At 35.1% G+C, this 25,688-nt stretch carries 6 protein-coding genes (1 of these 6 cut by a window edge); 1 reads left to right on the top strand and 5 read right to left on the bottom strand.

The window, feature by feature from the left end:
- From ebh to CD113_RS00555, 3 genes are all read right to left on the bottom strand, one after another.
- On the bottom strand, positions 1-16,816 hold the 5' portion of the coding sequence (ebh, locus tag CD113_RS00545; protein WP_002465226.1) for a hyperosmolarity resistance protein Ebh. Its footprint begins 12,431 nt before the window's first position; 16,816 of the gene's 29,247 nt are visible here — the first part of the coding sequence; the start codon lies at positions 16,814-16,816; its stop codon lies beyond the left edge, outside the window.
- Positions 16,817-17,485: 669 nt separating this feature from the next.
- Positions 17,486-18,364: a 5'-3' exonuclease gene (locus CD113_RS00550; RefSeq protein WP_002465227.1), complete on the bottom strand. Its 879-nt coding sequence runs from the start codon at positions 18,362-18,364 to the stop codon at positions 17,486-17,488.
- A gap of 15 nt (positions 18,365-18,379) precedes the next feature.
- Positions 18,380-21,820, bottom strand: a complete 3,441-nt coding sequence (locus CD113_RS00555; protein WP_002465228.1) for a dynamin family protein — start codon at positions 21,818-21,820, stop codon at positions 18,380-18,382.
- 290 nt (positions 21,821-22,110) lie between these two features.
- Here CD113_RS00555 and CD113_RS00560 point away from each other — a divergent pair, with 290 nt between their 5' ends.
- Positions 22,111-23,454 (top strand): PepSY-associated TM helix domain-containing protein, encoded by a 1,344-nt coding sequence (locus CD113_RS00560; protein ID WP_002465229.1) that lies wholly within the window; start codon positions 22,111-22,113, stop codon positions 23,452-23,454.
- A 154-nt stretch (positions 23,455-23,608) separates the two neighbouring features.
- Here the strand turns inward: CD113_RS00560 and CD113_RS00565 are convergent, their stop codons facing one another.
- Together CD113_RS00565 and CD113_RS00570 are read right to left on the bottom strand one after the other, a co-directional pair.
- Positions 23,609-23,953 carry a DUF4889 domain-containing protein gene (locus tag CD113_RS00565; RefSeq protein WP_002465230.1) on the bottom strand — a complete coding sequence of 115 codons (345 nt, stop codon included), beginning with the start codon at positions 23,951-23,953 and terminating at the stop codon, positions 23,609-23,611.
- Positions 23,954-24,023: 70 nt separating this feature from the next.
- Positions 24,024-25,172, bottom strand: coding sequence for a THUMP domain-containing class I SAM-dependent RNA methyltransferase (locus tag CD113_RS00570; protein ID WP_002465231.1), 1,149 nt, complete (start codon positions 25,170-25,172; stop codon positions 24,024-24,026).
- Positions 25,173-25,688: the final 516 nt, after the last annotated feature.

Genomic DNA, 25,688 nt, shown 5'->3' on the forward strand with positions numbered 1-25,688 from the left:
TTTGCTGACCTTCAGTCGCTTGAGCTTCAGCAACTGCTTGATCATAAGCTTGTTTTTTGGCTTGATCAGCATTGATATAGTTACCATCTGCTTTTGTGGCGTTGACATCGGCAATAGATGCTTTTAATGCTGTCATGGCACCATTTAACGCAGTGGCATTATTGTCAATTGTTGTCACTTCTGTACGTCTAGTCGCATTATTGACTGCTGCAATTTCAGCATCACGTTGTGCTTTATTTAGATCTCCTAATTGTTTGATTGCATTAACTGCATGTTGTTTATCAGTAGCTAATTTTTGATCACCATGTAAGTTAGCTTTAGCTGTCGTAACAGCATTAGTTAATTGTTCAATTTGAGCTTTATCCATTTGTGGATTTGCTGTTGCATCAATGATTGCTTGGGCATTAGCCACAGCTTGATCATAGGCATGTTGTTCATTAGGATCTTCATTAAAGTATTTGCTCTCAGCTTTAGTTGCTTGTACATCTTTAATAGCTTGACGTAATGCCTGCATCGCTGTGTTTAATTGTTGGGCATCACTTAATGCACTTTGTACTGCTGGTAATGTTTGAGCATTGTTAACATTTTCTTTAGCTTTATCTTTTTGTAATGTTGTTAAGGCATCTAAACTATTAATAGTGTTTGCAGCATCTGCTTTTGCTTGACGTAAACGTTCAACACCGTTTAGTGCTTGTTTAGCTTGATCAACGGCAGTTGCTTTCGCAGTAATGACATCTTTATCCATAGTAGCAGTTGTTTCATGAATAATATCGTTAGCAGCTGTCACGGCATCATTATAAGCATGTTGTTTAGCATTATCAGCGTTTATATATTTGCTCTCAGCTTTTACTTGTGCGTTATCTTGAACACTTTGTTTCAATTGTCCCATAGCTGTATCTAATGCTTTAGCATGTGCTAATTGTTCAGCAACTTTTGCACGTGTATCTTGTGCATTAACTAATTGTTGTTCTTGCGCTTTTTGTGGTGCATTTAAATTTGGTAAATTTGTAATTTCTGTATTGGCTTTAGTCTTATCTGCTTGTAATTTATCTGCACCGTGTAAAGCATTAACAGCATTAGTGATTGTTTGTGTTGCTTGATTAATTGCTGCTTCGTCTATGTCAGGATTTTGTGTTTTATTAATAATATTATTTGCAGCAGTAATCGCATTGTCATAGGCATGTTGTTCAGCTTGGTCTTCATTAATGTAATTACTGCTAGTTTCTACATCATGTTGTTGACCTACTTTGTCACGTAAATCATGCATTGCTGTATTTAAGTTTTGTGCTTGTTGTACTTGTGTTGCAACTTCTGTACGTAATGTTTTAGCGTTGACTAATTCTTTTTCTTTAGCTTTTTGAGCATCACTTAATGATGATAAGCCATCAATTGTATGTTCAGCTTGAATCTTCGCTTGTTGCAATTGTTGCACACCATCTAAAGCATTTTTAGCAGTAGTGACAGCATTTGTCTTACTTGTAATAACGTCTTTATTCAATTCTGGTCCTTGTTGTGCATTAATAATTGATTCTGCACTTTGCACTGCTGTATCGTAATCAGCTTGTTTAGTAGGATCAGCATTGACGTATTCGCTCTTACGTTTTAGAGCATCTTTATCAGCTATTGCTTGTCGTAATCCTTGCATTGCTGTATTTAATGCTTCTGCTTCAGCTTGTTTTTGAGCTACTACTGTTCTAGTTCCTGCTTGATTAATAGCTGTAATTTCTGCGTTACGTTGAGCATCAGTTAAATATTGTAATTGACCAATGGCTTGGTTAGCTTGTTGTTTAGCTTGTTGCAATTTATGCTCACCTTGTAATGCAGCTTTAGCATTGTTAACCGCTTCAGTTGCTTTAGCAATTTCAGCTTTATCCATCTGCGGATTATTAGTATCGTTAATGATATTTTGAGCAGCTATCACAGCATTGTCATAAGCCTGTTGTTGTTGCGTATCTTCATTAAAGTAATTACTACTTGCTTTAACTGTTTGTGCATCTTGAATGCTTTGTTTAAGTGCTTGCATTGCTGAATTTAATGCTGTGGCATGATTTTCAGCAGCTGTCACTTGTGGTAATGACGTCGCAGCAGCAACAGATGCTTTCTCATGATTGATTTGACCTTGGTTGAGTGAAGTCAAACCATCAATCAAACTGTTGGCATGTGCTTGTGCTTCATGTAAACGTTGATCTCCATTTAATGCTTGTTTAGCTTGGTTAACGGCCTGTGCTTTATTATCAATATCTTGTTTAGAAATTGTAGCTGTAGTTGTTTCATTAATAATCGCATTGGCTTGATCTACTGCTTGGTTATAAGCTTGTTGTTTAGCTGTGTCAGCATTCGTATAGTTGCCTTGTTGTTTTACTGTAGCATTATCGGCAACTGCTTGTTTTAATGCTGCCATCGCTGTATTCAATTCTTTAGCCGTAGCTAACTGTTGTGCAACAGCTGTTTTAGTGTCTAAGGCATTGACTAATGCTTTTTCTTTATCTTTTTGTGGTTGATTTAAAGCATCTTGTTGATCTATGTCATGATTAGCTGCATCTTTCGCTTCTTGTAAACGTTGAACACCATTTAAGTCATTGTCTGCTTGTGTCACTGCTGTTGCTTTAGCAATAATGGCATCTTTATCCATCGTTGGATTTGCATTTTCATTAATAATCGTTTGTGCATTGGTTACTGCTGTATTGTATGCTTGTTGCTTATCTTGATCAGCATTGACATATTTACTTTGTATACGTGTAGTTGCATCATGTTGAATGCTAGCTCGTAGTTGACCCATAGCTGTATTTAAGGCTTCTGCTTGAGCTTTGATTTCAGCTACTTTCTGACGTGTTTGAGCAGCATTGACTGCTGTAATTTCAGCATTACGTTGTGGTGTATTGAGATGATTTAATGCACCAATTGCTGTATTAGCATCTTGTTGATCATGTTCCAGTTTTTGTTGACCATGTAAATTACCAAAAGCTGTAGTCACAGCTGTTGTTTGTTGCTCAATGACTGCCTTATCCATTTGTGGATTAGTGTTCGCATTGATTGTGTTTTCAGCTGTTGTCACGGCATTATCATATGCTGTTTGTTGTTGACTGTCTTCATTAATATAGTTGCTAGATTTTTTCACAATAGCAACGTCGTGAACACTATCGCGTAAGCCTTTCATCGCATTATTTAACTCAGTGGCATGTTGTACTTGATTGTTAACAGCTGCAATTGTTGTAGCTCTATTAACACGAGTTTCTTCTTCAGTACGTTGAGCAGGTGTTAAATATTGCATTTGACCTATATTAGCAATGGCGTCACGTTTGGCATCCGCTAATTGACCAAGACCATTTAAAGCATTTTTAGCAGTAGTCACGGCATTCGTTAATGCTTCAATCGCTGCTTTTGTCATTGTTGGATTTGAAGATTGAGCTATAGCTTGTTCAGCATTGCGTAATGCTTGATCATATGCATCTTTGTGCTGTTGATCTGCATTGATATATTTACTATCACCTTTGATTGTTGCTTGATCAGCAATACTTGCTTTTAATGCTGTCATGGCATTATTCAAATCAGTTGCCAATGTTTTAGTATCTGCAACTTGTTGACGACGTTGTGCTTGATCTACTTGATTATTCAATGCTTGTCGTTGAGCATTATTTAAGTCATGCATTTGTGCGATTGCAGCTTTAGCTTCATGTTGTGCTTGATGTAATTTATCTTCACCATGCAATTGATTTGTAGCTTGTTCGATAGCTTGCGTTGCATGTTCAATTGTTGCTTTATCTATGTCTGGATTTGAAGCTTTATTAATTATTGCTTTCGCTGCTTGGATAGCCGTATTGTAAGCATTTTGTTGTTGTGCGTCTTCATTGAAATAGTTAGAACTATTCGTTACTTGTTGTTCTTTGGCAACTTGTGCTTTTAAGGCTTGCATCGCAGTATCTAAGTCACTTGCTGTTTGTTGTTGACTAGTTACTTCTGGAATTGTTTGTTTGCCATCGACTAATGCTTTTTCAGCAGTTTTTTGTGCTGGTGTTAATGATGTCATTGCATCTATAGCTTGCTTAGCTGCTGTTTTACTTTGTGCAAGTCTTTCAACACCATTTAATTGATTGTTAGCGTTATTGACAGCAGTTGTATGTTGTTCAATGTCAGCTTTCGTTAATGTTGGGTTTGCTGTTTGATTAATGATGGCGTTGGCAGCTGTTACTGCATCATTGTATGCACGTTGCTTATCTTGATCAGCATTAATGTATTTACTACTGTTTAAGACAGTTGCATTATCTGCCACACTTTGACGTAAAGCTGTCATAGCACCATCAATAGATTTAGCATCAGCTAACTGGCTATTGACATCTGTAATCGTAGTTTTAGCATTAACTAAATCTTTTTCTTTGTCTTTTTGAGCATTGTTTAAACCATGTAATGCTGTAATTTCGTTGACTGCGTTTTGTTTAGCTTCTCTTAAACGTTGTTCACCATTTAACGCTTGGTCTGCAGTTGTAACAGCATTAGCTTTTTGTGTTACTGTTGCAGCATTCATTGTTGGATTATTTTGCTCTCCAATAATTGCTTCAGCCGCTGAAACTGCATTGTCATAAGCTGTTTGATTGGCACTATCTGCGTTAACATATTTAATCGCTGCTTTTGTAGCCGCTTTATTAGCAATACTATCGCGTAGTGATTGCATGGCATTATTTAATGTATTAGCGTCAGCTTTAAGTTGGTCAACTGACGTAATTGTGTTAGCGCCAGTAATGTCCGCTTTAAACTTATCACTTTGTGGTTTATTTAAGGCTTGATAGCTATTTATTGCCTGCATAGCAACTTGTTTCGCTTGTGCTAAGCGTGTATCACCATCTAATGCTTGTTGTGCACGACTAACATTTTGAGCTTGATTAATGATATCTGTTTTATCCATTGTTGGATTTGTTGTTTGTGCGATTGTTGCTTTTGCTACACGCACTGCATCGTCATAAGCACGTTGTTTTGATGTTTCGGCATTGACATAGTTTGTACCAACTACTATTTGTGAATGATTGGCAATGGCATTTGCTAATTGCCCCATTGCTGTATTCAAATCATCAGCATGTTGTTGTTGCGTTGCTACGTCTGTTTTAGTTGTTTTAGCATTAACTAATTTTACTTCTTCATCTTTTTGTGATTGGTTTAAATGACTTAACGCATTGATATGATTAATTGCTGCTGTCTTTGCTTCTTGTAAACGTTGAACACCATTTAATGCTGCTTTAGCATTTGTTACTGCAGTCGTTTTAGCTTGTACATCTGTAGCTGACATTGTTGGATTAGCTGTTTGCGCAATTAAAGTATTAGCGTCTGTTACAGCTTGATCATAATTGTGTTTCAAATTATCGTCAGCATTAATGTATTTACTTTCACCTTTAACTGTTGCATCATCTGCTACACTATTGCGCAATTGGTGCATGGCATTATTAAGACTTTGTGCATCACTAACAATTGTTGGTAGCTGGCTTCTTAAATGAGCGGCATTAATCAATTGTTGTTCTTTAGTTTGTTGCGCTTGGTTCAATGCTGATAATTGCTTAATAATTGCTAGATCTTTGGTTTTATCTGCTTGTAATTTTTGGTCACCATGTAAACCTGTTCTAGCAGTATTAACACGTTGTGTTGCTTGTTCGATTGTTGTCTTATCCATAATTGGATTGTTATTTTGATCGATATCATGCTGCGCTTGAGTTACAGCAGATGTATATGCATTTTGCTCTGCTGAATCTTCATTTAAGAAATTATCACCTGTAGTAACGTCGTGTTGATTGGCAATACTGTCACGTAATGCTTTCATTGCACCGTTTAAGTCTGTTGCATTAGTCTTAATACTTTCTAGTTGTGCATGATTTGGTGCTTGATTCACTTGAGTTAAATATTGTGCTTTTTGACCATCATTTAAGCTTGTCATGCCATTAATCGCAGAAATGTATGGCTGACGATCAAGTGTTAATTGTTGACGTGCTTGTTCTAATTCATTTTTAGCATTGTCATCTTTTGTCACAGCTTGACGAATGTCGGCAACTGTTGGATGACCTGCTAATAAAGCTTTACCTTCATTTAATGCTTGACGAGCTGCTGCAAGTTTCGCATTATAGGCAGTTAATGAACTTTGTGTCATACCGACTGTGTCAGTTGGTGCATTGATGCTAGCTTCTAAAGCATTTTGTGCTGTAGTTAACGGTGCTGTGTCTGGTGTTAAGTTAGCAACTGCTTGTTTATAACTACTATTTTTGGCATCAACATTAGACGTCTCAGTTGCTATTTGTTGTGCTGTCGCATCACCGTTGTTAATCACAGATTCAGCTTGTGTGATTTCCGCTTCAGCTTGTTGACGTGCTGTATTGTATGCAGCAATTGATTGTTGTGTCATACCATCAGTTGAAACTGTTTTAGCAAGTTCTTGTTGTAATTTAGCTTTGGCAGCTTGTAACGCACTGTTATCTTCTTTTGGATGCAATTGATTAATCGCATTGGTAATCTCGTTATTGACGCGATTTACTTCTTGTAACGCATGCTCCACTTCACTAACTGTACGAATTGGTTTGTTAATCACTGTGTTAGCTTGATTTTTGGCATTAGTAATATCATTTCTAATAGCGTTATAAGCATTGTTATATGCTGTGACACTCGCTGGTTTCATACCTGTTGTTGTACCAACACGGTCTAATTTAGCAACTGCAGTTTGTAAAGCAGTAACATCAGCTGTTAAGTGTGCTTTAGCATCATTTAATGCTGTTAAAGCTTGTTCAACTTTTGTCTTTTCATCAGCAATTTGTTGCTCTGTGGCATCACCATTATTGATGACATTATTAGCTGCTGTAACTGCTGCTTGCGCCTCTCGTTGTTTAGCTTCATAGTCATTGACACTTTGAGCTGTCATACCAGTCGTTGATGGTACTTGATTAATAGATGCTTGTAATTGATCTTTGGCATGTACTAATTGACTATTGTCAGCTTTTGGCACTAATTGATTAATCGCAGCTGTGACTTTAGTTTGAACAGCTTGCACTTTAGCTAGGGCATCTTTAACTGATTGCACAGAAGGATTAGCATCATCAATGACACCTTTAGCCTGTGCTTTCGCTGCATCTACTTCTGTTTGGATTTGATGCATTGCATTTTGGTAAGCTGTCACACTAGCTGGACGTTTGTCGGCTGTGTCAACTGCTTGATTCAACTTGTTGTATGCAGTTTGTAACGCTGTTTTATCTGCTCTTAAACCATCTTTAGCTGCATTATAGGCTTGTAATGCTTGATCAACTTGTGCTTTTTCATGCGCAATATCTTGATCTGTCGCATCACCATTATCTATAACACGTTGTGCAGCTGCTATTGCTTGACGAGCTGCTGTTAATTTTTCATTGTATACTTGCGTTGTTTGTGCGGTCATACCATCAGTACTAGCTGGCGTCGCAATGGCTTGTTCTAATTGTGCTTTCGCTTGTTTTAATGTACTATTATCAGCTTTTGGTACTAATTGTGCTTTCGCTGCGTCGACTTTAGGTTGTACAGCATGAATTTTAGCCAAGGCATCATTGACTTGCGCTACTGTTGGATTAGTATTTGCAATTACATTAGTTGCTTCATTTTTGGCAGTATTAATTTCATTTTGAATTTTGGCTATTGCTGCATTATATGCTGTGACACTTGCAGGACGTTTATCAGCAGTTATCACTGGACTATTTAATTGTTGTAATGCTTGTTGCAATGCCGTTTTGTCTGCTCGCAATCCATCTTTAGCAGTGTTATAGTCTTGCAATGCTTGATTAACTTTTGTTGTTTCATCACTAATTTGTTGTGCAGTGGCATCACCATTGTTAATTACAGTTGTAGCATTGGTAATTGCTTGGCGAGCTGCTGCTAACTTATCATTATAGTTTCGAGTTGTATCTGCTGTCATACCAGTAGTATTGTCAGGTGTAGCAATAGCATGTTCAAGATTTTGTTTGGCTTGAACGAGTGCACTATTATTTTCAACTGGATGAAGTTTAGCGATAACATTAGTTAATTTTGTATTAACACTATCAACTTGTCTTTGAGCTTGTGTTACTTCTTGTACTGTTCTAATTGGTTTATGAATAATAGCTTCAGCTGCTTGACGTGCTTGATTAATTTCAGGTGTTAGCGCTTGATATGCTTGATCATAGTCAGCTATACTAGCTGGTTTTTTACCTGTTTTATCTCCAACACGATTTAAATTATTCACTGCAGTTTGTAAAGCTGTAACATCAGCTGTCAAATCATGTTTAGCTTGATTTAAAGCAGTTAACGCATTATCGACTGCTGTCTTTTCAGCTGCAATTTGTTGCTCTGTGGCATCACCATTATCGATAACTTGTTGTGCTGCAGTAACTGCTGCTTGTGCTTGTTGTTTCTTAGTATTGTAATTATTAATACTCTCTTGTGTCATACCTGTTGTTGATGGTACTTGAGCAATCGCTTGTTCTAATTGCGTTTTTGATTGTTTTAAAGCACTGTTATCTGCTTTTGTAACTAACTTCGCTTTTGCAGCATCTACTTTAGTTTGAACTGCTTTGATTTTGTTTAAGGCAGCCGTTACTTGGGCAACAGATGGATTGGCATCTTGTAAGATTTGATGACCTTCTTGTTTAGCAGCATCTACTTCATGTTGAATTGCCTGCATGGCTTGATTGTATTTTGTCACACTTGCTGGACGTTTATCAGTTGTATCTACATGTTCATTTAATTTATCGTATGCTGTTTGTAATGCCGTTTTATCTGCTCTTAATCCATCTTTTGCAGTGTTATATGCTTGTAAAGCTTGATTAACTTTTGTTGTTTCAGCACTAATTTGTTGCGCTGTGGCATCGCCATTGTTGATAACTGCTTCAGCTGCTTGAATCGCTTGCTCTGCTTCGCGACGTTTATCATTATATGCTTGTGTTGTTTGTGCAGTCATACCTGCCGTTGAAGCGGCTGGTGTCAATGCTTGTTGTAATTGATCTTTTGCACGTACTAATACAGAGTTATCAGCACGATTTTGTAATAAGGCTTTCGCTTCATTGATTTTAGTTTGTGCTGCTTGGACTTTTGACAATGCTGCAGATACTTGTTGTGGTGTTGCTGTTTGGTTTGCAATAACTTGATCTGCTTCTGTTTTAGCTGCTTGGATTTGTGATTGTGCAGCTGTCATTTTGTTGTTATATGCTGTAATACTTGCTGGTGTTTTACCATTAGTATTTATCGCATTGTCTAACTGATGTCTTTCAGTGATCAATTGGCGTTTATCAGCACGTGTATAAATATTTTCAGTAACCTCTTCAGTACTATTATCGTTATATGTGATAGTAACTGGAATTGGTGTTGTACTTCCGCCAGCTAAGTTAGTTGGCATTGCAGTACCTTGTTTAATAGCAGCATGACGTTTATTCACTACTTGAACTGCGTTATTAATTTCATTAGCTGTAACGTTACTACCATAATCTTTATTGATTTGATGGATTGTCACAATATGTGCAGCTGGTGCTGTAATTGTACTCACTTTTGTACGACCTGTTGCACCACTACTAGCTTTTGCTGTAACTGTTATTGATGAAGTTGGTTTGATAGTATTAGCGTCAAATGTCACTTTACCCGTTGCACTATCCACTGTGACATAATTCGGTTTATTGGTCATTGACCATTGACCGTTGCTTCCTTTTGTCACAGTTATCGTTTTTTGTTGCTCTCTACCGTTAGCTAGTTTTTCAGTATAAGCAATGTCTAGAGCATCAGTTGGATTTGTCGTGTGAGTTGGATTGTTAGGTGTAATGTCTAACGTTCCATTTTGCCACTCTTTTGAACGTGCTTGGTTTGGTTCGGCTGCTACAACGACAAAATTATCACTCGCTATACTATCGCTGGCTATTTCTCCAGTACCTTGTGTAGCAACAACGACAATATTATCTCCTGGTTGCAGTACACCTGCATTAATTGTGATACCAGAAGTACTACCATTGATACCAGATACTGATGTAGCTGCAGGATCTTTTGACCATGCACTTCTGTTATTTGCTCTAACAAATGTTGTTAGTGTTTGACCATTTTTCTTAATTTCTAAGTGATCTGAGTATTCAGTAACATTGCCTGTACGTGTTGAAACTGATTTATCTGCACCAGGCGTGATTGTAATCGTACCATTAACAGCTTCTGAAATTGTTGCTTTATTCGGTTGTACATGTTTAACAACAAATTTAGCTGGTTGCGACGTCATCCATAAATGGTTAGAACTATCATAAATGTTGTATTGAGCATTATAGACTTTAGCTACGTTTGGACGATCCATTGCTGTCCATGTAGCATTACTACTTCCAGTCGCAGTATTATTCCATGTGTAATGCCATAAGTTTGTTGGTACGCCATTACCATTTTCTAAATGTACATATCTGTTTACATCTGTGCCTGTTGCTGGTGTTTGTCCAACTGTAGTGACATATTCAGGTTGTGCAAAGTCAAAATTGTAAACATAGTAATCTACTGGCACTCTATATGGTGCTGAAATACCATCATATGACACATTAATTGCTAAATGGTGCACACCAGCTTGTTGTGCGTTTGGCGCTGTATTATGATCCCATTGTGCAGTAATACCTGTCATATCAGTATTTCTAGGGAATTCTAAATAACGCATTGGATCTGTACCTTTACCAGGTTGATTACCTTTCTTATCATACACGGGTGCTGCAGTTGGTTTGGCATAGACTCTTATCGCTACGTTTACTTCTCTAGTGCCTTGTCCATTAGGTAATGTTACAGTAATCGTCTTAGTAAAGTTGCCTACTGTGTCTTTCCATGTGTCTGGCGCTTCATTCCATTGTGCTGTTGCTCTTGTTGGTAAATGATCGATATATTGCGCAGCATCATTATTAAGGTTAGTACCACCTTGTAAAATGACTACACCTGGATTGGTCGCATGTAATTGTGCTGTAACACGCACATGGTTACTATCAAACGATTCAATAGATTCTGCTTGAGTTAATCGTACTGCTTGTCCAGCACTATTTAAAGTATCGTAAGTAATATTTGGGTCAGTTATGAAAGAACGTGCATAAATTTCACCTTCAGGTAATGCCTCAGATACCGTAGCTACGGATGAATTATTACTGCCGTACGTTACATTGCTAACTGTTAGTTTTGTACCATCTGCTTTAAATATTTCTAATGGCGAATTCGTTAAGACATTATTTACAGTGATTTGTTGATTTGTTAATCCTGCTTTATATGTCACAGAATTACCATCTACTCGTGGTGGGTCTGGTCGAACTTTAGCTAAGATTTTAACTTCTTCAACTTGACCGTTTGGATATGTGACACGTGCAGTTTTAGATTGTAGACCTACAACTGACCAGTTTGGTCCATCTAGATTAGGGAAACTAAAGTTCATCGCACTTGCACCACCAGGCCATGAATTATTCACTGGTTGCAAATATTCTGCTGGACTGTAGCGATTATTAATACCGTTAAATTTTCTACCTCTAGAAGTGATGTATATTTCTTTCGGTACACTTCGTGCAACCATATAAGATGATTCTTTAACTATCGGTGTTGTTTCCCCATCATATAAGATATTGGCTCTAACCGTAATATCACGACCATAATCTGTACTATTAATATTTGGTTCATTACCTGCAACCCATGTGATTGTAGCATCGGGAACTGCTCTACCATCTGCTAATTTAAAGAAGTTAGCAGCATCTGAACCTTTACCAGCTGGGAAATTTTGTCCATAAACTGTATATTTAGGATCTGCAATCACTTCATATAATGCATGTTTAACAAGTACATCAATTTGAGAAGTTGTACCATCTGCATATCGATATGTTACTGTCACTTGAGCATGATTGCCGTTACGACTAACATTACTTACTTCTTTAGCTGTAATTTCATTAGTTGGTGCAGTGACATAACTACGGTTTGGTATTTTTTCAGTTGCTGTAATACTGTTTATAATCAATTGTTTATCAGCATCTGACACCGTTGCATTATTACGAATATTCGCAATTCTAACTGGATTTTGTTCACTTGAAGATGTTGATAAACGATATTTATCATTTAATGGTTTGATTGTTGCTGTAAATGAATGTTGTGTTTCATTATTACTTGTATCAGTTGCAATGACATTGACTGTTTGTGTCTTAGGTGCAGTGACATTTTCGGCAACGACTGTAATCAAATTATTGGCAACATTAATCGTAGCATTAGCATTTGAACGTTGATCTACAGTGACACCTTTTAATTGATAGTTATCTGTAGCTACTGCTTGGTTACGATAAGATTCACCTGAATAGACAACTCTATTTGTATAATCATCAAGTCTTAAAGTAGGTTTAATCGTATCACTAGGTACAAAATAAACATTAATGACATCTGTTGTATTATCAAAGGTTTGATTTAAGCGATTTAAATACGTGCTAGCCCATGACGGTACTAAGTATAATTGCGCTTTAAAAATCGTATCTGCTACATTACGAACACTATTTGGTTTAATAATATGTTCTAAAGTAAATCCTGGAACGCCATTTTGAGCTGCAATTGGTGTATTAACTAATGAAGAGTTACGAGAATCTGAACGTACATTAGAATATGGTACATTGACACCACCTACACCATTACTTCCTTGCACTAAATCTAAAACTTGAGTAACTTGGCCGTTCAAAGTATATTGACGCAAACTAATATTCCTATCATTTGTCATAGAGAAACCATTACTTGTTTGTCCTCGTCGACTAGCATTTTCAGCTTCTAATTTGTCACTACCAGAGATATTATTACGTAATCCTGCTTGTGAAGTTGTTGCTGTAATAATGCGTAATACATCGTTGAGATTAAGTTGTCGACCTGTTGTTGCATCATAACGATAAAGTAATGATTTATGATCTGGTCCCCATTCAAAACCGATATCCGTAGTTCGATTTGGCACATGTTGACTTGTCCATGTCACTTGATAATCGTGTGGGAAATCTACCCAACGTAAGAAATTCATATGATCAAAGTCAGATGTAAATGCTTTGTCTATTCTATTTTTATGAATCGTTACTGTTACTGTACTGACATGACTTGTATCTTCAGGATTATTAACCGTGATTTGATCAGGTGTTAATGCTAACACGCCTCTATTAGCGTTAATAAATGCCTCTTTCACTCTATTCACTTCATCATCCGTTAATTTAAATGGTGATGTACGGAATACTCTTTGATCACCACTTGGCTGTTGAAGATCATAAACTGCAAGTTTAATTATCATTTCTTCAGTTGCTTTGTGGTAGGCATTAGCAACATTAATATGATAAAAATAACTTCCTGCATTCAATCGAGATACTTCATCTGGTGTTGGAATATGATCACGTGCCGTAAAGTTGATATAAGCATTATTTGGTAAATGTGAACCATCATTTAATGTGAAATATTGTTTAATATCGCCAATATCAAAATGTTGGCCTTTAGCTATCATAATCGTAGCTTGTTTCATATTATTACCATCTGCATATTGGTCTGCTCGAATTGGTTCATAGGTAATCACTTCATTTGGTTGTAAACGGTTAGTTGAACCATCTTTATAACGTACTTCTACTGAACCGTTTGCAGATGCTGAAAATGGTTTTGTTGTTTGTAGATATTGGCTAATTGCCGTATTTTTAGCTGCAACTGCATTTGCAATTCGCTCTCGCATGTCTGGTAAAATACCCACTGGATTATTGACTACTATCTTTTCTGCATCAGGTAAGCCAACAGGACGATGTTCGCTCGCTAATTCGCCGATATCAATGGCAATTGTCTTCGTTCTAGTATTATTAGCATTATCAGTAGCATTTATTGTCACTGGAATATGTCTATTGAATACATTACTTAATGGTAACGTACCGCTAATTGTTAATGTCACTGACATATTATCTGCTGCTTTAGTCACATTGAAAGTTAGACCTTGAGGTAAACCTTGGACATCTACTTGTTTAATTCCTGTACCATATGCTTCCTCATTAATGTTCATTGTGACATTAACTTGGTCACCATTATAGTATTTGTTCTGTAAGCCTGTTGGTTCACTAATTGTTGGCGCAACATCATCCGGAAGCATTGCTACATTATTACCATAATTTGATTTAATATCTTGGTTAATTACGAAGACTGCTTTAATATCACCACTCGTTGGTAAAGGTTGAATAAAGTCGTATTTATTAGGCCCACCAATGACCATCGTATTACCTTGTCCATCGTATTGTGCACCAGCTAAAATATTGTATTTTGTCGGAATAGTACTTGGATCATTGGTACCATCAGTTGCTAATGGTCCCGTATTCACAATTTGAACTGTACCTGGTGTACCGACTGGCAAATTGCCAACTGTAATCGGTGTTGTCATGGAGCCACCTTTACCACGTAATTCATTTTCAGTTGTTAAAATGATTGGTGGTCTAGGTTTAGAACGAATTTCAAAGATTTGTTCCACATTACCGAAACGGATTTTACCGTAGTAGTCTCCAGGTGGCATATTACCTACTAATTCTAAGTTTTTCTCCGTAGCTGTATTCGTTCTACCAACAGCAGGTTCTATTCTTATGCTATCTGGAATACCACTAATATCATAGTCACTATCATCAAACGGCTCATTACTTTGTAAATGAATACGGATAGGTTGAACATAGACGGTTGGATGATTACCTATAGTATCTGCTCTATTCTCTAATGGACCTGTATTGACAAAGATGACTGGATGGCCTGCATCTTGTGATACTTGTTGATCACCGCGTCTTGTTGTTTCATCATTAGAAAAGAATTCAACATTATATGTGACTGGTGGTTTAAGATTCAACCAAGCATGTTTGATGGTTTGGGTATTTCCTATATTATCCGGTAGATTAAACAATAGTAAGACATGCATATGATGTCCAGGGTCATTGAGTGCTCGTTTCATATTCGCTTCTGAAAAGTAATTGTCAATCTCTTGTTGCGTCATTGGTTTAACAGTACCGTGACGGTTATACATGTAGTTCATGGCACTAATTGGTGCAAAACCAATCAATCTATTGCTAGGGTTAACGACATAGCTTAGTGGGTCCTTAACATAGTCGCCATCTTCACCTTTAAGTGGATCTAATACGTCTTTAGTAACATATGTCCAATTATCATAATCAATCACTTCTTTAGTATTGCCTAAATGATAAGTACGGTCTTGTGTAGCTAAGATACTTTGAATTCTTTTAGAATATTCTCCTCTTGGTTCAACATATAATTGTTCATAGTTAAATTTTTGATTGTATTCAACTGAACGTGCACCAGCCGCATAGAACAACCTTGTATCAATTGGTCCTCTTGTCTTGAATTTAATAACAAAGTTACTGTTACCATTCCCTACAAATGAATACATTGTTTTTAAGCCAGGAATTTCGCTTTTATCTTGACCATTTAATTGTCGGAATAAATTGTCTCCATAGTTTCTGTATAACGGATTGGCATTATCTTGGTTAAAATAGTCGGGCGCATGTGCAAAGTCTGAAAAGTTTTGAATAATTTGTTGTGGCCAATCGTAAAAAAGATGTCCTGTTGTTGCCGGGCCCATTTTAAAGTCATGAGCTCTACGATCCATACCTCCAGATGATGTCCACATTTCTGGTAATGGCTTACCTTCTTTATTACCATAGCCAGAACCAGTAAAACTGCCAGTCTTTTTAGGTGTTAGGATTGAAAATTGGACTCTACCTACTGGAACTTGATCTTGTGGAATACCAAACCAATAAATCATAGATTCATGTGGTCGATGCCCTTTATTATAATTAATCGTCCATTCGTAACCATCCGATACACGTTTCGCAGTGATATAAACTAAGTCTTTAACATTCGTTACCAAAACTTGATTCCATGGTGTTGTTGGTAAATAATATGGTGCCCCTTTATTAGAAGCTTCAATATATGTACCTGCTGGATATCCTACTTTATCATCTTCATTTAGAAAATAATAAGCATTAAATGCACGATTATAATTGACATTGCCAACATCTCTCTCTGCAATTTGATGCTTTTTATCTTTCTTTGATGGCTGAAGATGTGGCATGGTACGGATCGTTGCCACTGCTTGTTCTAATTCTTTATATAACAGTTCTAGTGATTTGCTATCTGGTTCATCATTATTACCAAGAATAGTGTTCACTTTATCAAAGACTTCTTTAACATGATTAAATTCTTTTTTATCAGCTTTGTCTTTATCAATAAAGCGATAATCATGGTAACTTGCATCGAAAAATGCTTGTAACTTTTGTTTATTATATTGTGTTGATTGCGCACTATCTTTATTGACACTTTGTGTGTGAGTATCGTTATTACTTTGTGATTGTTCTGTTAACTTAAATTGTGGTTTGTTTTGATGTTTACTATCACCATCAGTTGCATGTTTGTCGCTATCAGTAACTATATCTTTATCGTTTTTAGTTGCGCTATTGTCTGCTGCTTTGACAGTTTTAGAATGTTGTTGTTGTTCTTCTGCGTGTTCAGCAGTCGTTGTATCTGTTGTTGAAGATTGCACGACATCTTTATGATTTGTTGAATTGCTAGTATTGCTAATATCGGCATGATCTTGTTCTTGCAATGACTGCGTGTCATTTTGTGGTGCGTCGTTATGCACATTTTTTAATTTACTGTCTTCTTCATCTTTGTTCGTCGCTGAATGAATTGCTTTGTCCACTGTTTGTTGTTCTTCAGCATGTGCTTGTGATGTATTAAATCCTAAAAATACTAACGTCGCAATGACTGTTGAAAAAGTACCCACAGTGTATTTGCGGATACTAAATTTCTGCAATTTATCACGATGATTCACAGCGTTCCACTCCTCTTCTTGATGTTATGTCTTGTTGTTATTGTTGTGAAAGTATGAGTCTCTATCTATTAACTTATTACTTCGTCGTTTCGTCCTTGCAAAATGAAATAGTGGTTAAGACACATGTAGTTATGAATTGAACGAATCATTATTTAACGACATATTGTTAGTTGCCTAATGGTCAATCATTGATATTGTTCTATAAAACCTATCTTCGAAAAATCATGTTGATATTTCGCATTATTAAACTAATGATGTCTTAGCCACCTAAAAAATAAGAGTCCATGTTGTTCACTCAAAATTTATTAAGTACATCATGCTCTCTCATACATCACAATTTATTCTTGAACAAATTAAATCATGTTCTATATAATATTATCACAACTTTTATAAATAAGTAAATCGAATTTGTGAACAATTAAAATAATTATAAATAAAATTCATGCAAAGAGAAGATTGACACATTTTTTCATAGCTAAATAAATAAAATGATGATGAACTGATTGCATGTGTAAAAATATTTTTAAAATAAATTGTCGTAAAAAATGATGATGAACTTGTTTTGATAAGATAATTATGAAACGCTCATTAAGTCCTTATGACAACACGTAAAAAACCAACCTGTAGAGATTTTGACATCAACAGGTTGGTTTAATTTTAGTTATTCAGTTAAAAATTGCTTGCAAGATATTTTCCTGAAACATATAATTCATGCTCGTTACAAATTGATAAGATATCATTTAATGAATGGGCATACGTCATATCGTTAAATAATGCATCGCTATCTAACGGCACATCAGTATAAATTTCTGCAAGTCGTTTCGACAAATGTAAGTTATCAATGTTGTCATTAATCTTCTTTTGCTGTCCTGGCGTTAAGTCATCGATATGTTCAATCACATTTTCAACGGATTGATATTGTTGAATTAATTTTATAGCCGTCTTTTCGCCAATTCCTTTAACACCTGGATAGCCATCTGCAGTGTCTCCCATAAATGCTTTGATATCAATTAATTGAAGCGGTTCTAGTCCATATTCCTCTTTAAAACGTGCTAATGTATAACGATTATAAATAGAAAAACCTTTCTTAATTAACCATACCTCAACATTAGGATTAATACATTGTAAGATATCTTTATCTCCAGTAATAATATAAACGTCACTATGTTCACTATATTGTTTGGCTAAACTACCGATAACGTCATCCGCTTCATAATTGTTAACACCTATATTAACGAACCCTAATTGTTGTGAAATTTCTTTAACATAATCAAATTGCGGAATAAGTTCGTCTGGTGGTGCTTGTCTATTTTGTTTATAGCCGTCAAACATGTCATTACGAAATGTTGATTGTCCCATATCCCAACATACAGCAACATGCGTTGGCTTAACATCATGAATCGCTGTATAAATATGTCTGATAAAGCCTTGAATACCATTGGTTGGCACACCTTGTGAATTGTACATAAATTGTTGATGTAGACTCGTCGCATAAAAATGTCTAAATAATAATGCCATACCGTCAACAAGTAATACTCTATTAGTCATTGCTAGTCCTCTTTCCTACTTTAAAATATCATTTAATTGCTGATGTTTACTTTGTAATTGGTTAATCAATGCATCGTCAATATTAAATGATAATAATTCATTAATTTGTGTCATTATATCTTGTTCCAAGTTATTAAAATGTTCATCGGCGACTTGTGACATTTGCGCCACTTTACTATCTAATTGTTGTCTTAACTCATTTAAGCCATGTTGTAATAAAGCTAATGTTTGATCAGTGATTTGTTGCTGAATCTCTCTTTGTGATGTTGGATTTAAAATTTTCCTTTTTGTTAATTGTTTCGGTAAATGATTTAACATCTCTTCAAATTGAATCGTTAACAGTGATTGGTCAACTGAGTCAAGCTCAATATCAAAGTTAGGCGTAACAAACACATGTACATCAGCTAATTTTTTAACTGTTGGTGCTAATTGTTCTATTAATTGTTCATTATAGTAGCGTTTAATACGTTCAACTAATACAGATTGTTCTAGGTATAAACGTTGATGAATTTGATCCAAATAACGTTTCGTCGCCATTTTCTTTTCTTCATTAAAATCATGGTATTGTGTCATTTGTGTATTAAATATCGCTTTAGCATCATCTAAAATTTGTAGTTGTAAGCGTCCATTTAAATGATAAATTTGATCTTCAATTTCATTAATTGTATATTGCTCTGTTGTTGATATTAAGTTTGGACTTAATAATTGTTGATGTTGGTATTGTTGCAAACGTTGTTGTCTAGACGCTAATTCAGCTTTATTCGTGTGATAATCATTAATCATTTGTTGATAAGATGCATTAATTTGTTGTAATTGATACGTCATTTGTTGCTCTAAAATAACTTTCGACTCAACAGTGGCAAATTGATCAATACTATCACGTAGCTGGTTGATACCGTTATCATTTCCTTGCAGTGCTTGACGACTTGATACACTATAAATATCAGATTGTAGATTCACTTGATTTAAGGCATCTTCAACATATGTTTCAACGGCTTGACGGTCTTCATCAGATTCAGCTAAATCTACCGCATTGATAATCATCTTAAAGGCTTGATGATCATGTAGTTGGTTCATATTTTTCATATGCTCAATAAACGCTTTATCATTATCTGTAAATGAATGGTTGAAATAACTAACATATAGAATTAAATCTGATGATGTTAAAATTTGTTCAGTTTCATTTGAGTGTCGTTGGTTATTAGAATGTAATCCTAATGAATCAACGATTATTTTATCTTTTAACCATTCATGAGATAAGGCAATATGCACTTTTTTGACAAAAGTTGCATATTCATCTTCAGCACTCCATTTTTTCAAGTCATCTTGCTGAATCGTGTGTTGTTCACCGTGTGCAATCATATCGTCATACATTGCATAGTGTTTTTCTACAGCATTTATAAATGCAAGTTGATTTTTTTCTAACTGTGCTTTCAATGTTGATATATCACTGGCAATAAATTCTTCCAACGTTGAAAAAGACATGTGGTGATATGTGACAACTTGATTAATTTCATCTAATAATTGTGCCTTTGATTTCAACGTAATGCTACTCGTATTGCCATATGAAATTTCTGTCGTAGCTGCTGTAGTTGGATTTGGCGAACTAACGAGTATGGTGTCACCTAATAAAGCATTAATCAAACTACTTTTACCTGCACTAAATGTACCAAAGACACCAATTTTAACTACTTTATCATCTAGGCGTTGCAGTGTGTCAGCAATATCTTGTTTCGTTTGTTCAAATAATGGTACATCTTGAATGACATTTAGCGCTGCTGATATCGTCTGTTGATTAGAAGTTGTAACCTGAGCTGGTGTTGTATCACGCTGACTATTTGTATTTTGACTTTCATGTTGTTGATATTGATATGTCGTTTTTGTACGATCGATTAACTTATCTAATGATTCATCTAAATGAATATAGTAATGGCGATAATTTTTAGTTTCTAAAGAGTGTCTTAACTCACTTAATTCTGTATAACGTTGGAAGTCTTCTAAATCACTATTTTCATTCGTCGCTAATTCATCAGCTTGAACATTGGCTACAACATCTTCAAAGATAGGTGTCGATTCCTGTTCAACTAATTTTCTAATTGCTTTTACTACGTCATCTGAAAACGTTAAAACATAAGTATTACTGATAGACGTTTGAGGTTGATATAAATCTTCAATTAATGTGGCTGTGATTTCATAATGTTGATTGAGCACACGGTCAGCAGTACCTTTGGTCGTAACAAATCGAGTAACAAAAGACATATCCTCACGCATGGGCTGACGTATTTGTTGATTCACACGTTGTTGTAATGCTTCAACTGCTTGTTCTAAACGCTGTTGTTGCATATCGTATTTTTTCTTCTTCTTATTAAACAGACCACCCACGTTAAAATCTTTAGACATACTTTCCAAATAACTACGCAATAATTCTCGCATATCATGCGTCATGAGATAGGCATTTTCAAGAATATTTTTACGTTGTTCTTTTAAAAATGACATAAGTTCTTGTGGATTATTTAATAATTGAGCCTCTTCACTAACGGCCTGATTTTGTTGCGTATTAATAAATGCTTGTTCGAAATCTTCTTCTGCAATACCTAAATCATCAAGGATATCTTGAATTTCATTTTGCAAATAGGATAACTGTGCCTCAGTAATATAATCGATGGTACGATGCGTAAAACTATCAAGGCTCTCTCGATGTTCATCTAAATGCAGCATATAGTCTGATAACGCAGCTAATTCATTATTAGGACCATCGTATTTAGACACGTAAAATAAGCGTTCTAAGTTAATATCCCAATCAGTAATTGATTGTTCAACACGTGATTTAAAAGTGTCAAAAGTGAGTTCATCTTCGTTATGTTTATCAACTTGGTTAATTACAAAGACAACCGGTATACCCACGTCGTTCATATGTTTCATAAATTTAAAATTTAAGGCTGATTGTACATGATTATAATCAACAGTATAGAAAACCATGTTACTGGTATACATAAATTGTTCCGTCATCGTTTGGTGTGAAGACACATTAGAATCTACGCCTGGTGTATCTTGTAACGTAAAGCCTTGCTTAAATTTAGAAGATTGGAAGTTAATTTCCACTGACTCTACATCAACATTTTGTCTATTCATCGCTTTCACTTCATCATAAGAATTCAATGTCGTGTATTGTTGATTCGGCAAATTTGCAATAATTTCGTTATTATCTGCAACAGAAACGATAGCCGTATTACTCGTTGTTGGTACTGGTGAACTTGGTAATATTTGCTGTTCTAAGAGCAAATTAATTAACGTTGATTTCCCCGCTGAAAAATGCCCTACAAACGATAAAGTGTACTGCTGTAAGTAAACTTTTTTAATCACTTGGTTAATCGTATCTACTAACGCTGTGTTATTAGACTTTTCAACTTCTTTTTTTAATTTATATAAACGGTCTAATTGTTCTGAATTTGTCATCATACTTACCCCTTTAATCCAATACTAGCTATATCCATCCTTGTAATAGCTATCGCTCAGTCAAATTTTTAAAATAAGACTTCACTATTACATTGTTTATTTTATACTTCTAAATTTTATCATAGGGGCATGTTAAAACCTATGTAAAAAGCTATTAATTCACTATTAAGACTATGAATTTATTGAAATATTACAACTTTAAATAACATAGAGTAGTCTTTATGTATTTGTCACAAAGTGTTCACACACACTAAAAATATAAACCGTATAATATTTGAGCGGAGGGAAATATGAAAAATACATTTAATCCATTACAAAGATTACATTTTTATGCAGCTTTATTTATTTCACCGTTACTTATCACTCTTACCATTTCGGGCATCGGATACCTATTTTATCCAGAAGTGGAAAATAATATCTACAAAACTGAATTTTTCGGTGATAGTAACATAACAGAACATCAATCATTAAACAAAGCAGTACATCAAGTCGAACATCAATTTGATGGTTTTTATGTCAGTAAAGTAAGTGTCATGGCACAACCTTATAATACGCGTATTACATTAGATGATATGGCGGGTAATCAAAGATATGTCTTTTTAGATCACAATAATCAGATAGTTAGTGACCAAAATGCGAAACACACGTATTCAAATGTAATGAGAAACATACATAGTTCACTATTTACTGAAAATACGATTATTAATTATTTAGTTGAACTCACAGCCTGTTGGACAATTTTTATGATTTTGTCAGGAACTTATTTACTAGTTAAAAAGAAACTGTTAACTAACAAAAGCAAAGCATTACGCTTTCAAAAATGGCATGCTGTCATCGGTGTTATTATAGCGGTTCCAGTTTTTATTCTTGTATTAACTGGTCTTCCTTGGTCAGGATTTATGGGTAGTAAAATTGCTAGTTTAATGGATAATCATGGTAATTTAGGTCAAGGACAACTTGCCATCAATCCACCTAAATCAGACATCAATGAATTACCTTGGGCTACAAGGAAAAATAAACAACCAGCATCCGAAAGTGGCCGTGCACACGCACATCACGGCAATATGGCTTTGCCTCTAACCAATTTGGACCATCAAATATCCATTGATAAAGTGGTAACCAATGCTGAACATGCAGGTATCAAAAAGCCATTTTCAATTGTCTATCCATCTGATATTAAGGGTGCATTTGTAGTCTCTAACTCTAGTAATACTGGCGTTACAGGTTTAGATGTTTCTCCTTACGATGAAAAGACACTGTATTTTGATCAATATAGTGGTAAAAATTTAGGAGAAATTAAATATCAACAATATGGCATTATTGCAAAGTGGTTTACTTGGGGTATTCCATTACATGAAGGGCACTTATTTGGTATTGCCAATAAAATTATTAATACACTCGTATGCTTATTATTATTAAGTGCCATTGCTTTTGGATTTACATCTTGGATCAAACGTGTCAAAGGTTCTTCAGTAAAAGTGCCTCGACGTGTTAAAAAACCAATGTCCATTTCTGTTATTGTATTCTTAATTATTTTAGGTGTCTTAATGCCTTTATTTGGAATGTCACTTATTGTTATCTTTATTATTGAAGCATTACTCTATGTCAAAGATCGCAAACGAAAACAAAGCTAAAGTAAAAACGAGGTTATTAGCACTTTAATCGGTGCTAACAACCTCGTTTTTGTTATAACTATTTAATTAGGTTCGATATCAAGTTGGACAACTAGTTTAATTTGTTCGCACCCCAACTTGCACATCAAATAACAAATATAGACATTTTAATTAATTATTGCATATTCATATTCATGTGCATTTCATGGATTTTCATCATTAAACCATGTGGTATGTCATCATGTTTAACAATATCTTTTTTATAGAATGTCTTGCCATCATCTTTAGAAATCAACTTCACGAAGTCACCTTTTTTAGGCTTGAAGTCACTATCTGTGTCAATTTTAACATTATGTTTTACTAGTCCATCTTTTTCACTCACTACTTTTTCAGCAGTTGTTGAATTACTCATATAACCGTAATAAGTCGTCTTCTGACTTGAAAATACCATCATGCAAATAATAATAATACCGATAATTAATAGTATTGCTGATAAGCCAATTCCCATTTTTTTACTCATATAAGTTTGCTCCTCTTAATTAGACATGTTCGTCTTTATTTTTCTTCATTTAATATAATATCACAAAATGTTAATTACTTTGTTGCTGAGTTTTGTTTAATTTTTTACCCCAATATTGATAATAGGTACACTCAATATAACCATTAAATAATTTTCGACGCTTAGTTGCTTTACGATCTACTAAATATTCAAATTCTTTATTACTTGTTAATATATATGTTGATAAATATGGATGTTGTTTCATTAATTTACCAATATAACGATACATTTCTTCAACTTCATCACGATCACCAATACGTTCACCGTATGGTGGGTTTCCGATTAAAGCGATAGGCTCTTCGCTATCAATTGTTAGTGTATTAACATCTTTAACAGTAAATTGAATAATATCTGCTAGACCAACTTCTTCAGCATTACGTTTAGCAATGTCAATCATTTGTGGATCGATATCTGAGGCATACACTTGTATTTCTTTGTCATAATCCGCCATTTTATCAGCTTCATCACGAAATTCATCATATATATTTGCTGGCATGATATTCCATTGTTCAGATACAAAGTCACGATTAAAGCCAGGTGCAATGTTTTGAGCTATTAAACAAGCTTCTATAGCAATTGTTCCTGAGCCACAGAATGGATCAATTAATGGTGTATTTCCATCCCAATTGGCAAGACGGATTAAACTTGCAGCCAGTGTCTCTTTAATTGGCGCTTCACCTTGTGCTAATCTATAGCCACGTCGATTTAACCCAGAACCTGATGTATCGATAGTCAGTAACACATTATCTTTTAGAATTGCCACTTCAACTGGATATTTCGCCCCACTTTCATTTAACCAACCTTTTTCTTGATAAGCATGTTTCAACCGTTCAACGATGGCTTTTTTTGTAATAGCCTGACAATCAGGTACACTATGTAAAGTTGATTTCACACTTCTACCTTGTACGGGAAAGTTACCTTCTTTATCGATAATCGTTTCCCATGGCAATGCTTTGGTTTGTTCAAATAATTCATCAAAGGTCTTAGCGTTAAAACGTCCTACGACGATTTTGATACGATCAGCTGTACGTAACCATAGATTGGCTTTAACAATTGCTGACTCATCACCTTCGAAAAAGATACGTCCATTTTCTACTTGAGTCTCATAACCTAACTCTTGTATTTCTTTAGCAACGACCGCTTCTAAGCCCATTGGACATACGGCTAATAATTGAAACATATTTTATCTCCTTTTGTCTTCATTATATTAATATTATAGTCAAAATTTATAAATTAAGTCATTTTCATACTATTAAACTACGTTTTAAGGTTAAACATTCCAACATACTAAGGCTTCAGTAATCATATTCTACTTTTAAAAGTACATGATTATAAAGTCACTATCGTAACTGAGGAATATAATCAACTTAACAATCATATTATCTAACACTCTAAAGTAGATAGTCATATTATATCAATTGTATTTATATTATTTAAACATTTGTAATGATATGATTCTTGGGACAAAATCTATTGCCACCAATTAAACGGTTCTCTCACAAACCGAACTGATACATAATTAATTTTTATTTATCAGTCCTAAAAATAGAGAACCAATGAAACGTAGACGAACGCCATAATAACATACAGATAACTTTGGCTCTATAATAAATTCGGTTGATAAGATAATTTGAAAGTTATCTTACCAACCGAATTTTTTTGAAAAAAAGGGCACAATGCCCTATCATTTAAGTCA

It is taken from the genome of Staphylococcus simiae, assembly GCF_002902085.1.
Taxonomy (GTDB): domain Bacteria; phylum Bacillota; class Bacilli; order Staphylococcales; family Staphylococcaceae; genus Staphylococcus; species Staphylococcus simiae.

Coding starts and splice junctions, on each gene's coding strand:
- CD113_RS00550 (WP_002465227.1), bottom strand. CDS start 18,364: ATGACTAATAGAGTATTACTTGTTGACGGTATGGCATTATTATTTAGA.
- CD113_RS00555 (WP_002465228.1), bottom strand. CDS start 21,820: ATGACAAATTCAGAACAATTAGACCGTTTATATAAATTAAAAAAAGAA.
- CD113_RS00560 (WP_002465229.1), top strand. CDS start 22,111: ATGAAAAATACATTTAATCCATTACAAAGATTACATTTTTATGCAGCT.
- CD113_RS00565 (WP_002465230.1), bottom strand. CDS start 23,953: ATGAGTAAAAAAATGGGAATTGGCTTATCAGCAATACTATTAATTATC.
- CD113_RS00570 (WP_002465231.1), bottom strand. CDS start 25,172: ATGTTTCAATTATTAGCCGTATGTCCAATGGGCTTAGAAGCGGTCGTT.